Origin of the sequence: Pseudomonas sp. K8, assembly GCF_014889455.1 — a bacterium.
Classification (GTDB): Bacteria; Pseudomonadota; Gammaproteobacteria; order Pseudomonadales; family Pseudomonadaceae; genus Aquipseudomonas; species Aquipseudomonas veronii.
The window spans coordinates 1-13,957 of sequence record NZ_VJWO01000062.1; the positions used below are offsets into that span (position 1 = coordinate 1).

Annotated in this window: 15 protein-coding genes and 1 pseudogene; 7 read left to right on the forward strand and 9 right to left on the reverse strand. The window is 61.1% G+C overall.

Annotated elements, in window-relative coordinates:
* A partial coding sequence (gene dusA / locus INT12_RS27335; protein ID WP_193059098.1) for a tRNA dihydrouridine(20/20a) synthase DusA occupies positions 1 to 982 on the forward strand: 982 nt, incomplete at its 5' end.
* Between the two features lie 208 nt (positions 983 to 1,190).
* Positions 1,191 to 2,117: a transaldolase gene (gene tal / locus INT12_RS27340; protein ID WP_017848890.1), complete on the forward strand. Its 927-nt coding sequence runs from the start codon at positions 1,191 to 1,193 to the stop codon at positions 2,115 to 2,117.
* Between the two features lie 125 nt (positions 2,118 to 2,242).
* On the opposite strand, the gene rssC is transcribed toward tal, so the two are convergent.
* The gene (gene rssC, locus INT12_RS27345) at positions 2,243 to 2,725 is read right to left on the reverse strand and encodes an anti-sigma factor antagonist RssC (RefSeq protein ID WP_017848891.1); all 483 of its coding nucleotides are present in this window, start codon (positions 2,723 to 2,725) and stop codon (positions 2,243 to 2,245) included.
* The gene (rssB, locus tag INT12_RS27350; protein ID WP_017848892.1) at positions 2,725 to 3,906 is read right to left on the reverse strand and encodes a two-component system response regulator RssB; all 1,182 of its coding nucleotides are present in this window, start codon (positions 3,904 to 3,906) and stop codon (positions 2,725 to 2,727) included. Before rssB ends, rssC begins: the two co-directional genes overlap by 1 nt.
* A 277-nt stretch (positions 3,907 to 4,183) precedes the next feature.
* On the opposite strand from rssB, the gene INT12_RS27355 reads away from it, so the two are divergent.
* A complete protein-coding gene (locus INT12_RS27355; RefSeq protein WP_046384310.1) occupies positions 4,184 to 4,480 on the forward strand; it encodes a PilZ domain-containing protein in 297 nt (98 codons plus the stop codon).
* 60 nt (positions 4,481 to 4,540) lie between these two features.
* On the opposite strand, the gene INT12_RS27360 is transcribed toward INT12_RS27355, so the two are convergent.
* Positions 4,541 to 5,179: a VacJ family lipoprotein gene (locus INT12_RS27360; RefSeq protein ID WP_370737570.1), complete on the reverse strand. Its 639-nt coding sequence runs from the start codon at positions 5,177 to 5,179 to the stop codon at positions 4,541 to 4,543.
* Between the two features lie 238 nt (positions 5,180 to 5,417).
* On the opposite strand from INT12_RS27360, the gene INT12_RS27365 reads away from it, so the two are divergent.
* Entirely contained in the window at positions 5,418 to 6,026 is a 609-nt protein-coding gene (locus tag INT12_RS27365; protein ID WP_017848894.1) for a hypothetical protein, read from the forward strand.
* Between the two features lie 110 nt (positions 6,027 to 6,136).
* Entirely contained in the window at positions 6,137 to 6,403 is a 267-nt protein-coding gene (locus tag INT12_RS27370) for a DUF4404 family protein (RefSeq protein WP_017848895.1), read from the forward strand.
* A gap of 137 nt (positions 6,404 to 6,540) precedes the next feature.
* On the opposite strand, the pseudogene INT12_RS27375 reads toward INT12_RS27370, so the two are convergent.
* From INT12_RS27375 to INT12_RS27385, 3 genes and pseudogenes are all read right to left on the reverse strand, one after another.
* Positions 6,541 to 6,795 (reverse strand): annotated as a pseudogene (locus INT12_RS27375) (NADPH-dependent 7-cyano-7-deazaguanine reductase QueF); the annotation flags it as partial.
* A gap of 82 nt (positions 6,796 to 6,877) precedes the next feature.
* Positions 6,878 to 7,708: an NADPH-dependent 7-cyano-7-deazaguanine reductase QueF gene (gene queF, locus INT12_RS27380; protein WP_046490437.1), complete on the reverse strand. Its 831-nt coding sequence runs from the start codon at positions 7,706 to 7,708 to the stop codon at positions 6,878 to 6,880.
* Positions 7,709 to 7,803: 95 nt separating this feature from the next.
* Complete coding sequence (locus tag INT12_RS27385; protein WP_169884532.1) at positions 7,804 to 8,343, reverse strand: plastocyanin/azurin family copper-binding protein; 540 nt, start codon at positions 8,341 to 8,343, stop codon at positions 7,804 to 7,806.
* 156 nt (positions 8,344 to 8,499) lie between these two features.
* Between INT12_RS27385 and INT12_RS27390 the strand changes: the two genes are divergently transcribed.
* Both INT12_RS27390 and INT12_RS27395 read left to right on the forward strand, forming a co-directional pair.
* A complete protein-coding gene (locus INT12_RS27390) occupies positions 8,500 to 9,180 on the forward strand; it encodes a heavy metal response regulator transcription factor (RefSeq protein WP_017848791.1) in 681 nt (226 codons plus the stop codon).
* On the forward strand, positions 9,177 to 10,580 hold the full coding sequence (locus tag INT12_RS27395; protein WP_193040189.1) for a heavy metal sensor histidine kinase: 1,404 nt from the start codon (positions 9,177 to 9,179) through the stop codon (positions 10,578 to 10,580). The genes INT12_RS27390 and INT12_RS27395 overlap by 4 nt, the downstream gene beginning before the upstream one ends.
* A 56-nt stretch (positions 10,581 to 10,636) precedes the next feature.
* Here INT12_RS27395 and INT12_RS27400 read toward each other — a convergent pair whose 3' ends face one another.
* Genes INT12_RS27400 through INT12_RS27410 form a run of 3 tightly spaced genes read right to left on the reverse strand, consistent with a single transcriptional unit; the run spans position 10,637 to position 13,883 of the window.
* Positions 10,637 to 11,881: a lipoprotein-releasing ABC transporter permease subunit gene (locus tag INT12_RS27400; protein ID WP_169884534.1), complete on the reverse strand. Its 1,245-nt coding sequence runs from the start codon at positions 11,879 to 11,881 to the stop codon at positions 10,637 to 10,639.
* Positions 11,882 to 11,941: 60 nt separating this feature from the next.
* Entirely contained in the window at positions 11,942 to 12,625 is a 684-nt protein-coding gene (gene lolD, locus INT12_RS27405; RefSeq protein WP_017477213.1) for a lipoprotein-releasing ABC transporter ATP-binding protein LolD, read from the reverse strand.
* Positions 12,626 to 12,632: 7 nt separating this feature from the next.
* Positions 12,633 to 13,883 carry a lipoprotein-releasing ABC transporter permease subunit gene (locus tag INT12_RS27410; RefSeq protein WP_046384316.1) on the reverse strand — a complete coding sequence of 417 codons (1,251 nt, stop codon included), beginning with the start codon at positions 13,881 to 13,883 and terminating at the stop codon, positions 12,633 to 12,635.
* Positions 13,884 to 13,957 lie beyond the last annotated feature (74 nt).

Below are 13,957 nucleotides of genomic sequence, written 5' to 3' on the forward strand. Positions count from 1 at the left end.
CCTACAAACCACCCCCTTCTCCCGCCGCTTCTCCGTCGCCCCCATGATGGACTGGACCGACCGCCACTGCCGGTTCTTCCTACGCCTGCTCTCCAAACACGCCCTGCTCTACACCGAGATGGTCACCACCGGCGCGATCCTCCACGGCGATCACGAGCGCTTCCTGCGCCACAACGACGCCGAGCACCCGCTCGCCCTCCAACTGGGCGGCAGTGTTCCCGCCGATCTGGCCGCCTGTGCCCGTATGGCCGAGGCTGCCGGTTACGATGAAGTGAACCTGAACGTCGGCTGCCCCAGCGATCGGGTGCAGAACAATATGATCGGCGCGTGTCTGATGGGCCATCCGGCGTTGGTGGCGGATTGTGTGAAGGCGATGCGCGATGCGGTGTCGATTCCGGTGACGGTGAAGCACCGTATCGGGATCAATGGGCGGGACAGTTATGCGCAATTGTGCGATTTCGTCGGGCAGGTGAAGGACGCGGGGTGTACCAGTTTTACCGTGCATGCGCGGATTGCGATTCTGGAGGGGTTGTCGCCGAAGGAGAATCGCGACATTCCGCCGTTGCGTTATGACGTGGCGGCGCAGTTGAAGCGGGATTTTGCCGAGTTGGAGATTATTCTCAACGGCGGGATCAAGACGCTGGAGCAGTGCCATGAGCATTTGCAGACGTTTGACGGGGTGATGCTGGGCCGGGAGGCTTATCACAATCCGTATTTACTGGCAGAGGTGGATCAGCAGTTGTTTGGCAGCGCGCGGCCGGTGATCAGTCGGGCAGAGGCGTTGGCGCAGTTGCGGCCTTATATCGCGGAGCATTTGGCAAGCGGTGGCTCGATGCATCACATTACGCGGCATGTGCTGGGGTTGGGCACGGGTTTCCCTGGGGCGCGCAAGTTCCGGCAGTTGTTGTCGGTGGATATTCATAAAGCGAGTGACCCGCTGGCGTTGCTGGATCAGGCGGCGGGGTTGTTGGAGGGCCGCTGAAACCGGCGCCCACAGGTTGATCGCAGTGTTCATCGAGCTGTTGGGTTGAACCTGCGGGCGATTTTGCCCTCCTATTTACCAGCAAGGCCAGTCATTCAAACGGCTGTTTTCAGGTTGTTGCCCTCGCAAACGATCGAACGCATTTGCGCCCTTGAGCGCCTGCCAGCGCTCGGGTAATGTCATCAGACCCATAGGACAGAGCACGCTCATGACTTCCAAGCTGGAACAACTCAAACAGTTCACCACCGTCGTCGCCGATACCGGCGATTTTGCGGCCCTCGCCAATCTCAAGCCGCAAGATGCCACTACCAACCCTTCCCTGCTGCTCAAGGCCGCGTCGATCCCGGGCTATGCCAAGTTGCTGGATGAGTGCGTGAAGGACTGCAACGGTGATGTCGGCCTGGCCAGCGACCGTTTTGCGGTGGCGGTGGGTCAAGAGATCCTGAAAGTGGTGCCCGGCCGTATCTCCACCGAGGTGGATGCGCGCTTGTCGTTCGACACTGACGCCGTACTCAAGCGCGCGCACCGTCTGATCGACCTGTACGAAAAAGCCGGGGTTGGCCGTGATCGCGTGCTGATCAAGATCGCGTCCACCTGGGAAGGTATCCGCGCGGCGGAGAAGCTGGAAAAAGAAGGCATCCAGACCAACCTGACGCTGCTGTTCTCCTTCGCCCAGGCCGTGGCCTGTGCCGAAGCGGGCGTGTTCCTGATTTCGCCGTTCGTGGGCCGTATCTACGACTGGTACAAGAAAGCCAACGGCAACGACTACACCGGCGCCGACGATCCGGGCGTGCAGTCGGTGACGCGCATCTACAACTACTACAAGGCCAATGGCTACAAGACCGTGGTAATGGGGGCGAGTTTCCGCAACCTGAGCCAGATCGAAGAGCTGGCCGGCTGTGATCGCCTGACCATCAGCCCGGACCTGCTGGAGAAACTGGCGGCCGATACTGGCAAGCTGGAGCGCAAGTTGTCGCCAGGCCATGCCGGTGAAGCGCGGGTACATCTGACTGAAGCGCAGTTCCGTTGGGAGTCCAACGAGGATGCGATGGCGACCGAGAAGCTGGCCGAGGGGATTCGTCAGTTTGCCCGCGACCAGGAGAAGCTGGAGGCGTTGCTGGCTGCCAAGCTGTAACAGCGGCGGCAGCAAAAAGAGCGGGACCTGTGAGGGTTCCGCCCTTTTTTTGTGTCAATCCGTTAGGCATGTGCTGACAGGTCTGGGGCAATCGGAAGCAAGCCCCCTCCCACACCTGGGGAGTGTCAGTGGCGTTCGAGGGCGTTGACGAGGTCGTGGAAGGCTTCGCGGTTGGACTCGTTCAAGCCCATCAGGATTTTGTGCGCTTCCAGCACCTTGATCCGCACGATTTCCTCGGATTGGTCCTGGGACGGCAGGTCGGTCAGACATTCCGGGCAGGGGATCGGGCGGTCAACGATGTTGAACACTTGATCGAAGCCCATGGATTGCAGCAGACGGGTGATGTCTTCGTGGGTGGTAACGACAGTGGGCAACAGGCCGACCTTCTGCCGAGACAGAATGGACAACTTGGCCAACAGCCCAAGCGTGGTGCTATCGATGCTGCGGGTTTCGGTCAGATCGATCACGATCGCCGAGAAATTCAGCGCTGTGAAGATCCGCTCAATCGTTGCATCCAGCGCCGAACACAAGGTCAGGCGCACTTCACCGACAAACTTCAGGACAAACGTCCCGTCTTGCTCGGCGAATTGGATTCTTCCGGTACTCATCAAAGATTCCTGCTCAACACCAATAGGGCGATATCATCCGGCATCTCCCCTAGCGTGGCCAATCCAAAAACCTGCCGCAGGCCATCCAGGCTGCCGCCCGCCGACTTGACCCGTTGGGGCAAGGCGGCTTCTTTCTCTTTGAGTGTAGGCTCTGGAAGAAGGTCGAGGATGCCATCGGACATCAGCGTCAGGCTGAAGGTCGGCGGCAGCTCCAGGATGTGGTCTTCGTAGGTGGCTTCATTGAACAAGCCGACGGGCAGACCACGCCCTTCCAGGTAGCGCACACTGTCAGGAGTGTATAAAACCGGCATCGGCAGGTGACCGCCGATGCTGTAGGTCAAAAGACCGGTTTCTTCATCAATCACGCCGCCCACCATCGTCACGTGCTTGCCCAGCTTGCAGCTGATCAGGCCTCGGTTGATGTGGCCCAGCACCTCGGAGGGGGTGAACTCCGGCAAGGTGCCATTGCGCTTGGATTCGAACAGCAGCCGTGTGGTCATGAACTTCAACAACACGGTGACAAATGCCGAGGACGCGCCGTGGCCGGACACGTCGGCCAGATAAAACGCCACCCGCCGCTCATCTACGCGGAAATAGTCGACAAAATCACCCGACAGGTACAGCGACGGGATGATCTGGTGCGCAAACTTGAACTCATCGATGGTCCACGGGCTGACCGGCAGCATGTTCATCTGCACCTGGCGACCGGCGTTCTGGTCTTCCTGGAGCAGGTTCAGGCTGGCTTCGAGTTCGCGGTTGGCGGTTTCGAGCTTTTCGCGGTAGCGCTGGTTTTCCACCAGCAGGCGTGCGCGGTCCAAGGCACGGCGCACCGAGTGCTCCAGCACCGCCAGGTCTTCCAGGGGCTTGATCAGGTAGTCGGCGGCGCCCAGGCGCAGGGCCTCGACGGCATCGTTCATCACCCCGGCACCGGACACGACAATCACCGGCGTCTGCGGAGCAAGCTCGGTCACCTGGCGAATCAGTTCGAGGCCGCCCATCTGGGGCATGCGCAGATCGCAGATCACGAGGTCGGGCTTGTCGCGCTCGAATACCTGGAGACCCTGTTGGCCATTGCTGGCCTGCAGGACGCTGAAGCCACTGTCTTCCAAATAGGCCGCAAGGCTTGCGCGCACTACTTCGTCGTCATCGATTATCAGCAGCGTGGCACTGGTTTTTGGCATGTGGGCAAACGGCGCCAGAATTAGGTTGGCGTAGGCGGCTCGGCAATGGCCGGGCTCACGCTACTGGATTCGCTTTCTAGCCTCTCTGTCCTACAAAGCATAGGCTTTTTGCCCACGCACAAAGGTAAAGCAGAGGTGCCCTTCTAAGGCGCAGACGGTACTCCCATCCGACAGGGGTTTCAAGCTCATGCCGATGGTCGCCGAACGTCTTTACATCGCAAATCACCGGGAGTTATAAGAACAGCCATCACCACAACACAAAGTAAGGATGGAAGCTGTGAGCGAACACGAGCGCGACTACGCTGAAAAGCGCGATTTCATCCGCATGCGAGTGGATGCCAATGTCTCTTTGATCCATGCCGGGCAAGAAATTGACGGGGTTTGCGTGGACCTCTCCAGCTCCGGCATGCAGGTGCAGGCACCTCGCCAGTTCACGGTGGGCGATCTGCTGACCGTGCGTATCGAGTCGGAGCACGCGGCCCTCGCGGGCCTGGAAGCGGACACCCAGGTGGTATGGGCGAGGAACGAGGGCGACGGCCAGCATCTGGGGCTGAAGATCCTGAAAATGCGCTAATACCCGCGCACAAAAAAGGCGACCACATGGTCGCCTTTTTTCGTTTCAAGAGGTCTCGACCTAGAAGTCGTCGACAACCTTGCCGTCCTTGACCTTGAACTCGCGGTTCTGCAGGTAGGCGTTGCGGATGAAGGTGTACTTGTCGCCGGTGATCAACTTCTCGCTGTCGAGCAGGCTGGCACGGGTATCGACGATGTTCAGGCCGAAGGTGCTGTTGCGCCAGCCGATGTCGTTCATGTAGCGGTACGGTTGGGTGTAGCTGTCCACGTATTTGGACGGCGCGTCGCGCAGGGTGCTTGGGCCCAGCAGCGGCAGCATCACGTAAGGACCGCTGCCGACGCCCCAGTAACCGAGGGTTTGGCCGAAGTCTTCATCGCTGCGTTGCAGCCCCATTTTGGTGCCGACGTCGATAAAACCCAGCACGCCGAAGGTGGTGTTCATCAACAGGCGGGCAGTGTCCACGCCGGCCGCGTGTGGCTTGAGTTGCAACACGTTGTTGGCCAGGTTGCCGACATCGCCGATATTGCGGAAGAAGTTGTGCACGCCGTCCTGCACGAATTGCGGGGTCACAAACTGATAGCCTTGGGCCAATGGTTTGAGGGCGTAGGTATCAACGGTGTCGTTGAAGGTGAAGATCGGGCGGTTGATGCTTTCCCATGGATCATCTTCCGACGCGGCCTGTGCGGCGAAAGGGGCCATCAGGATAACGGCACACACCGAAAACTGAGCGAAGTAGTGGCTCCAGCGCATAGCTTTTGCTCCTTGAATAGTCTGTCATGGGCGCTATGCCCTGAATAAGGCGCCAGTATATGACGGAAGTGTCCTTTTTGGGCAGATGCTAAGAAACGACATACAGAGAATGTACAAAAACCCTACAAAGTGTCATGGGCTTGTCACGCCACTCCGATAGCGTCACAGCTATTTCAAGGATGTCGAAATGCCTCACGCCGAGATTGCCGTCGCCACTGCCCCCACCTTGACCGCCGTGTTGTTCGGCCTGAGTGGCTGCCTGGTCGATTTCGGTTCCCAGGCGCGTACCGATTCACCCTCCCCGCACGCCGAAGCCACGCCAGGTGCGTTGAAGGTCCTGCGCAGCCTCCAGGAACAAGGCGTGCCCTGCGCCTGGCTGGATGAACTGCCGCCCTCGGTGACGACCCCGCTGGCCGCTGCGCTGCCCGATTGGCTCAAGGCCGCATCGCCCTCTTCCATCCGCTGGCCCGCCCCTCATGCATGCTGGCAAGCCTTGATGGAATTGAACATCGAACGCCTGGAAGGCTGCGTGCTGGTCAGCGGTGAGCCGCGCCTGCTGCAATCGGGCCTGAATGCCGGGCTGTGGACTATCGGCCTGGCGTCCTGCGGTTCGCTGTGCGGCCTGGCGCCCGAGCAATGGCAGGCACTGACCGACCAACAACGCGAATACAAACGCGGCAAGGCCACCGTGGCGTTGTATGGGCTGGGGGTGCATTCGGTGATTGATCACCTCGGCGAGCTCGGCACCTGCCTGGCAGACATCAGCCTGCGCCAGCTCAAAGGCGAAAAGCCCTGATTGAGATCATGCACAGACGGCGCCGGTAGATTAATCTACAGCTCCTCTCGTAGACCTTTCTCGGCGTGCCGTGGTCTATGCCAGTGCCTATCGATAAAAGGAACAACACCATGCCTGCCCGCGAAAAACTGCAAGAACAGGTCAATATCCTGCGCGAGCAACTGAATCAGGAACCACCGCTGCCACCCGAAAAACGTGAAGCGCTGGAAGCCTTGCTGGCCAAGTTTGAAGTACAACTTGAACTGGAACCGGCCACCCAGCCGCCCAGCATCGTAGACGATGTGAACCGGGCGGTAGAAGGTTTCGAGTTAGACCATCCGGGCATTGCCGGGACGCTGCGCAATATCGTGATCACCCTGGGCAACATCGGCATTTAACCCGCGCCCAAACCAAGCACAGAACCAAATGTGGGAGGGGGCTTGCCCCCGATAGGGGTGGGTCAGGCACAGAGACTGTGACTGACACTCCGCTATCGGGGGCAAGCCCCCTCCCACATTTTGGTTTGTGTACAAGGTTACTGGCGCGCCAGGCGCAGGTTCTGGAATGGCACCGCCTCAGTACTGCGATACGGGTTGATATCCAACCCACCCCGCCGCACATACCGCGCATATACCGTCAACTTCTCCGGCTTCAGCAGGCGCTGCAAGTCCAGGAAGATCCGCTCCACGCACTGCTCATGGAAGTCCGAGTGCTGGCGAAAGCTCACCAGATACTCCAACAGGCTGGCGTGATCCAGCTGTGCGATGTGGGAGGGGGCTTGCCCCCGATAGCAGTGGGTCAGGCACAGAGACTGTGACTGACACTCCGCTATCGGGGGCAAGCCCCCTCCCACATTTTGGTTTGTGTAAAGGTTACTGGCGCGCCAGGCGCAGGTTCTGGAACGGCACCGCCTCAGTACTGCGATATGGGTTGATATCCAACCCACCCCGCCGCACATACCGCGCATATACCGTCAACTTCTCCGGCTTCAGCAGGCGCTGCAAGTCCAGGAAGATCCGCTCCACGCACTGCTCATGGAAGTCCGAGTGCTGGCGAAAGCTCACCAGATACTCCAACAGGCTGGCGTGATCCAGCTGTGCGCCGCGGTATTGCACGGCCACGCTGCCCCAGTCGGGCTGGCTGGTGACCGGGCAGTTGGATTTGAGCAGGTGGCTGTACACGCTCTCCTCGACAATGCGCGAGTCATCGCAACGCAGCAGTTCCGGACGCGGATGTTCGTAGTTGCTGACGCTGATATCCAGGTCATCGATGCACACTCCCGGCAACGCCACCACGCCTTCGGCTTCAACCTCGGCCAGGCTGCGCACGCGCACGCCCACCGGCTTGCCGGCAGCAGCGCTGAGGTCGGTGCGCAACGTCGCCTCCAGACTTTGCGTATCGGCAAACACAGTCTGGTTCAGCGAGTTGAGGTACAGCTTGAAGGACTTGGACTCGATGATATTCGGCGAGTCGGCCGCAATGCTGAATTCACCGATGGCCACCACCGGCTTGCCCGACGGCAGCAGCCAGGACAGTTCGAAGCAGTTCCAGAAATCCACGCCCGTGTACGGCAGGGTCTCGGCGCTCAGGCCCAGCTCGGCCCATTTCGCGGCGCGTGGAATCGGGAACAGCAACGAAGGGGTGTAGGTGGAGATGTATTCACTGGACTTGCCCAGCGGCGAATGTTCGGCTGCGGGATGCATGGCGGAAACCTGGCTAAATTAACCCCACCAGTCTACCAGCCTTTGCCCCCGCCTCTAACAACCGCCGCATCGACACCGTCAGTTGCCGCAGCGGCTCAATCGACGTTGATCTTGCCGACCATGCCCGCCTGGTAGTGCCCGGGAATATTGCAGGCAAACTCCAACCCGGTGGCTTTGCTGAAGGTCCAGGTCAACTCAGCGGTTTTACCCGGTCCGACCAGAACACTGTTGGGGTCATCGTGCTTCATCCCGCCCATATTGCCCATATTGCTCATATCGCCGTGGCCCATGGCGCCGTGGTCCATCTTGCCCATGCCGGTGGCGTTCAGCATGCCGCTGGCCTGCATCTGCATCATTTGCTTCTGATGCTCCGCATGCATGGCCGCATCGCCCAGGTTGAACTCATGGAGCAACTGGCCTTTGTTGACCAGCACAAAGCGCACGGTCTCACCGGCCTTTACGTCCAGGGACTTGGGCGAAAAGGACATATCCTGCAGCACCACTTCCACGGTGCGCGTGGCCTTATCGGCAGATGCCGGCTGGCCAAACGCATAGGTGTGGGCCGTGCCGGCCATTGCTCCGACACTCAACGCCAACAGGCAGCCCGCCAACAACAAGGGGGTACGCAATGCCATCTCAATTCTCCAAAGGTGTGGGATCAGTCTGAGGACCACTCTAAGATTGCAGCGCTGCCAGCCAGCTGACTGCTAGATTACAACTTTGTCAGGTTGCGCCCCTCCCCTGGCCACCACGGTATAAAGCCTGACGTGACCCGCCGCCAAGAGCTGCCCATGAAACTGCTGATCGTCGAAGACCAACCCAAAACCGGCCATTACCTGCGCCAAGGCCTGACCGAAGCCGGTTTTACCACCGAGCTGGTGGCCGACGGCACCAGCGGCCAACACTTGGCGCTGACCGGCGATTACGACCTGCTGATCCTCGATGTGATGCTGCCCGGTCGCAATGGTTGGCAGATCCTACAGGCCGTGCGCAGCGCCGGCCTCGACATCCCGGTGCTGTTTCTCACCGCCCGCGACGCTGTGGAAGACCGCGTACACGGCCTGGAACTGGGCGCCGACGATTATCTGGTCAAGCCGTTCGCCTTCTCCGAACTGCTTGCGCGGGTGCGCAGCCTGTTGCGCCGTGGCAGCAGCGCACCGCAGGAAACCACCCTGCAACTGGCCGACCTGCGCCTGGACCTGATCCGCCGCCGCGTCGAGCGCGACGGCCAGCGCATCGACCTCACCGCCAAGGAGTTCGCCCTGCTCGAACTGCTGCTGCGGCGCCAGGGCGAAGTACTGCCCAAGTCGCTGATCGCGTCCCAGGTGTGGGACATGAACTTTGACAGCGACACCAACATCATCGAAGTGGCGATCCGCCGCCTGCGCCTGAAAGTCGACGACAACTTCCCCAATAAACTCATCCACACCGTGCGCGGCATGGGTTATGTGCTGGAGGAGCGATGCAGTTGATCAAGCGCCTGTCCCTGACCAGTCGCCTGGCCCTGCTGTTTGCAGCTTGCACCGCGGTGGTCTCGTTGCTCGCCGGCGTGCTGTTCAACCGGGCCAGCGAGGCGCATTTTGTCGAGCTGGACCAGCAACTGCTCGAAAGCAAACTGGTGGCGCTGCGCAGCACCTTGCAGGGCGTCGACTCACCGCAGCTATTCGCCCAGCGCGAAGCGCAACTGCGCGCCGAGCTCAATCGCCAGCCCGACCTCGCAGTACGCATCACCGCCGCCGGCCAGCGCTGGTTTGACGGCGCGCCGGCCATTGCCCTGCCCGAGTCGCCCGGCCTGCACAGCCTGCAGAACGCCGGCACCGACTACCGCGTGTACAACGCGCCGCTAAGGCCGGGCCAACCCGACTCGCCGCAACTGAGCCTGATGCTCGACATCACCCACCATCAGCACTTCCTGCAGCGCATGCAGCATTTGATCTGGCTCACGGTCAGCCTCTCGGCCCTGGCCACCGCGCTGCTCGGCGCCTGGGCGGCGCGCAGCGGGCTGCGACCGTTGCGGCGCATGGGCGAAGTGGCCGCCAGCGTGTCGGCCCACTCCCTGACCCAGCGTTTGCCCGAGCAGGGCATGCCGGTGGAACTGGCGGAACTGGCCCAGGCCTTCAACGCCATGCTGGGCCGACTGGACGACGCGTTCCAGCGCCTCTCGGCGTTCTCCGCCGATATCGCCCACGAACTGCGCACGCCTCTGTCGAACCTGTTGACCCACACCCAAGTCATCCTCACCCAGCCGCGCCCGCTGGAGGATTACCGCGAGGCGCTGCACAGCAACCTGGAAGAGTTGCAGTGGATGGCGCAACTGGTGAACGACATGTTGTACCTGGCCAAGGCCGATCACGGGCTGTTGGCGCCCACGCGCGAACCGTTGAAGCTCGCGGATGAAGTGGACGCACTGCTGGAGTTCTTCGTCTTGCTGGCGGAAGACGCGCACGTCAGCCTGGTGCGCGAGGGTATGGCTCACACAACCGGCGATCGCGGCATGTTGCGCCGGGCATTGTCGAACCTGCTGGACAACGCGCTGCGCTTTACGCCCGCGGGCGGCGAAGTACGGGTGCATCTGGCGCAGGGCGCACAAGGCGTGACACTGACAGTGGAGAACAGCGGCGAAGGCATTCCGGCGGAGGTGTTACCGCGGTTGTTCGACCGCTTCTACCGGGCCGACCCGGCGCGGCATGAAGGCAGCAGTGAACACGCAGGGCTGGGGCTGGCGATTACCCAGTCGATAGTGCGGGCGCATGGCGGGCGGATTTATTGCGAGTCTGAGCCGGGGTGGACGCGGTTTGTGATCGAGTTGCCAGGGGGGGTTGATGCAAGCTGTGCCGGCGCTATCGGGAGCAAGCTCCCTCCCACATTTTGAATGTATTCACAGATCAAAATGTGGGAGGGGCTTGCTCCCGATAGCGGTCTTAAATCCTACGAATACCTGAGGGCATGCGCCGGCTCGATCTTCGCCGCCCGATACGCCGGGTAAACCGTGGCCAAAAAGCTCAACACAAACCCGGCCGAGCAGATCAGCAGCACATCCCCACCCTGCAATTGCGAGGGCAGGTTGCTGACGAAGTACACGTCCGAACTGAAGATATGCTGCCCGGTCACGCGCTCCAGCCAACCCACCAGTTCACTGACGTTCAGCGCCGCAATCACGCCCAGCACACCGCCGATCAGGGTGCCGACGATACCGATCACCGTGCCCTGCACCATGAAGATCGCCATGATCTGCCGTGGCGTGGCGCCGATGGTCCGCAGGATCGCGATGTCCGCGCCCTTGTCGTTCACCACCATGATCAACGTGGCGATGATGTTGAACGCCGCCACCGCGACGATCATCAGCAACAGCAGGCCGATCATGGTTTTTTCCATCTTCATCGCGCTGAACAGGCTGCCCTGGGTGTGGGTCCAGTCATCCGCCTTGTAGGCCGCACCGAGGCTGGCGGCGATGTCCGCCGAGACCTTGGGCGCCGCGTACAAGTCCTTCACCGCCAGGCGCACGCTCTGCACCTGGTTCGGCAGCCAATGCTGAATTTCTGCGGCGTCGGCCATATGGATCAACGCCATCGAACCGTCCAGCTCGGCGCCGACCTTGAAGATACCGACCACGTTCAATCGCTGCATGCGCGGGGTGATGCCACCCGGCGCGCTGCTGATTTCCGGGACGATCAGGGTCAGCTTGTCGCCCACGTTCAGGCGAAAGCGCCGCGCGGTGATTTCACCGACCACCACGCCGAACTCGCCGGGCTTCAAGTCTTCCAGTTTGCCCTGGACGATATGCTGGGCCACGATCGACACCTTGCCTTCCTGGGCCGGGTCGACGCCGCTGATCTCGATCGGCTGCATCGCGCCCTTGTAGGAGAACATACCGTCCATCTGCGTGAACGGTACTGCGGCAGTCACTTCGGGATTCTTCATCGCGGCCGCGGCCACCGGCTGCCAGTTGTCGATCGGGTTCACGCCGACGATGGTGGCGTGAGGCACCATGCCGAGGATGCGCGAGCTCATTTCGCGTTGAAAGCCATTCATCACCGACAACACCACGATCATCGCCAGCACGCCCAGGGCGAGGCCGATCATCGAGGTCATCGAGATAAACGAAACAAAACGGTTGCGGCGCTTGGCGCGGGTATAGCGCGTGCCGATGAAAATCGATAACGGTCTGAACATTCGCTTGCACCGCCTGAAAAAATGAAAAAACCCGGCGTCATGCACCGGGCTTGAAACAGGTCAGATGGCGACCAGATGACCTTCCTGCAGGTGCAGTACGCGGTCCATCTGCCGGGCCATGCTCATGTCATGGGTCACCACCAGGAACGCGGTACGCATCTGGGTGCTCAGTTCGAGCATCAAGTCCTTGATGCCCTGGGCGGTGTGGGAATCGAGGTTGCCGGTCGGCTCGTCGAGCATCACCAGGCCCGGGTTGTTCACCAGGGCGCGGGCAATCGCCACACGCTGGCGCTCACCGCCAGACAATTCGGCCGGTTTGTGCTCCAGGCGATGGCCGAGGCCAACGCGCTCCAGCAAAGCCTTGGCACGCTGGCGCGCCTCTGGGATCGCGGTCTTGCCGATCAGCAGCGGCATGCACACGTTTTCCAGGGCGGTGAACTCCGGCAACAGGTGGTGGAACTGGTAGACGAAACCCAACGAACGGTTGCGCAGTTGGCCGCGGGCCTTTTCGCCGAGGGCCGAGAGTTCTTCGCCGGCCAGCCACACGCTGCCCTGGGACGGCGTATCGAGGCCGCCCAACAGGTTGAGCAAGGTACTTTTGCCGGAACCGGAACTGCCGACGATCGCCACGCGCTCGCCGGGGTGCAGCTCAAGTTGCAGGTTGGACAACACCACCACCGATTCCGGACCTTCCTCGTAGGACTTGCCCAGGTTGCGGCAGCTCAGGATTGCTTTTTCACTCATGCCCGATTCACTCATAACGTAAGGCCTGTGCTGGCTGGGTACGTGCCGCGCGCCAGGCTGGATACAGGGTGGCAAGGAAACTCAGGACCAACGCAGCGCCGCCCACCATCAGCACGTCCTGGGCCTGAACCTGGGACGGCAAGTAATCGATAAAGTAGACGTCGGCGTTGAGAAACTTGTGGCCGATCAGGGTTTCGAGGCCGGCGATGGCAGCGCTGACGTTGAGCGCAGCCAGAATGCCCAGCGCGGTGCCAATCAAGGTGCCGACCACGCCGATCACCGTGCCCTGCACCATGAAGATCGCCATGATCTGCCCCGGCGTGGCGCCCAGGGTGCGCAGGATGGCGATGTCGCCCTTCTTGTCGTTCACCACCATCACCAGGGTGGAGATGATGTTGAAGGCCGCGACGGCGACGATCAGCAGCAACAGCAGGCCGATCATGGCTTTTTCCATGCGGATGGCCTGGTACAGGTTGCCGTGGGTACGGGTCCAGTCGCGGGCGTAGTACTGGTTTTCACCCAGGTGCTGAGCGATTTCCCAGGCGCCGCGCGGGGCGTCGAACAAGTCGTTGAACTTCAGGCGCAGGCCCTGCACCTGGTCCGGCTTCCAGCGATGCAGACGCGCCAGGTCGGTGAGGTTGGTCAGGCCGAGGTAGCCGTCGATCTCGCCAGCGCCGACGTGGAAGGTGCCGACCACGGTAAAGCGCTTCATGCGCGGGAACATGCCGGCCGGGGTCACGGTGACTTCCGGGGCGACGAAGGTCAGCTTGTCGCCGATGCCCACGCCGAGCTTGGCCGCGGCCTTGTCGCCGATGACGATGCCGAAGCTGCCGGGCGCCAGGTCGTCGAGTTTGCCCTGCAGCATGAACTTGTCGATGATCGAGACCTTGCGCTCCTGGACCGGGTCGATGGCATTGAGCAGGATTTTCTGCACCTTGCCGTCATTGGTCAGCAACCCTTGCATCTGGGTGAACGGCGCCACGGCCACGACCTTGGGGTTCTGCTTGACCTTGTCGGCCAGGCTTTGCCAGTCGCTGATCGGTTCACCCGACTCGATGGTCGCGTGGGGCACCATGCCCAGCACGCGGGTACGCATCTCATGATCGAAGCCGTTCATCACCGACAACACCACGATCATCACGACCACGCCAAGGGCGAGACCGATCATCGAGGTCAAGGAAATGAACGACACAAAATGATTGCGACGCTTTGCACGGGTATAACGCGTGCCAATAAATACGAAGAGAGGTCTGAACATGTCGGGGCTTGTTCGGAGGAAAAGAAGACGTCCCGGTGGCGGGGTCTGGTAAGCAGCTTTACACTCAGACCATT

Coding starts and splice junctions, on each gene's coding strand:
- tal (WP_017848890.1), top strand. CDS start 1,191: ATGACTTCCAAGCTGGAACAACTCAAACAGTTCACCACCGTCGTCGCC.
- rssC (WP_017848891.1), bottom strand. CDS start 2,725: ATGAGTACCGGAAGAATCCAATTCGCCGAGCAAGACGGGACGTTTGTC.
- rssB (WP_017848892.1), bottom strand. CDS start 3,906: ATGCCAAAAACCAGTGCCACGCTGCTGATAATCGATGACGACGAAGTA.
- INT12_RS27360 (WP_370737570.1), bottom strand. CDS start 5,179: ATGGCCCCTTTCGCCGCACAGGCCGCGTCGGAAGATGATCCATGGGAA.
- INT12_RS27365 (WP_017848894.1), top strand. CDS start 5,418: ATGCCTCACGCCGAGATTGCCGTCGCCACTGCCCCCACCTTGACCGCC.
- INT12_RS27370 (WP_017848895.1), top strand. CDS start 6,137: ATGCCTGCCCGCGAAAAACTGCAAGAACAGGTCAATATCCTGCGCGAG.
- queF (WP_046490437.1), bottom strand. CDS start 7,708: ATGCATCCCGCAGCCGAACATTCGCCGCTGGGCAAGTCCAGTGAATAC.
- INT12_RS27385 (WP_169884532.1), bottom strand. CDS start 8,343: ATGGCATTGCGTACCCCCTTGTTGTTGGCGGGCTGCCTGTTGGCGTTG.
- INT12_RS27390 (WP_017848791.1), top strand. CDS start 8,500: ATGAAACTGCTGATCGTCGAAGACCAACCCAAAACCGGCCATTACCTG.
- INT12_RS27400 (WP_169884534.1), bottom strand. CDS start 11,881: ATGTTCAGACCGTTATCGATTTTCATCGGCACGCGCTATACCCGCGCC.
- lolD (WP_017477213.1), bottom strand. CDS start 12,625: ATGAGTGAAAAAGCAATCCTGAGCTGCCGCAACCTGGGCAAGTCCTAC.
- INT12_RS27410 (WP_046384316.1), bottom strand. CDS start 13,883: ATGTTCAGACCTCTCTTCGTATTTATTGGCACGCGTTATACCCGTGCA.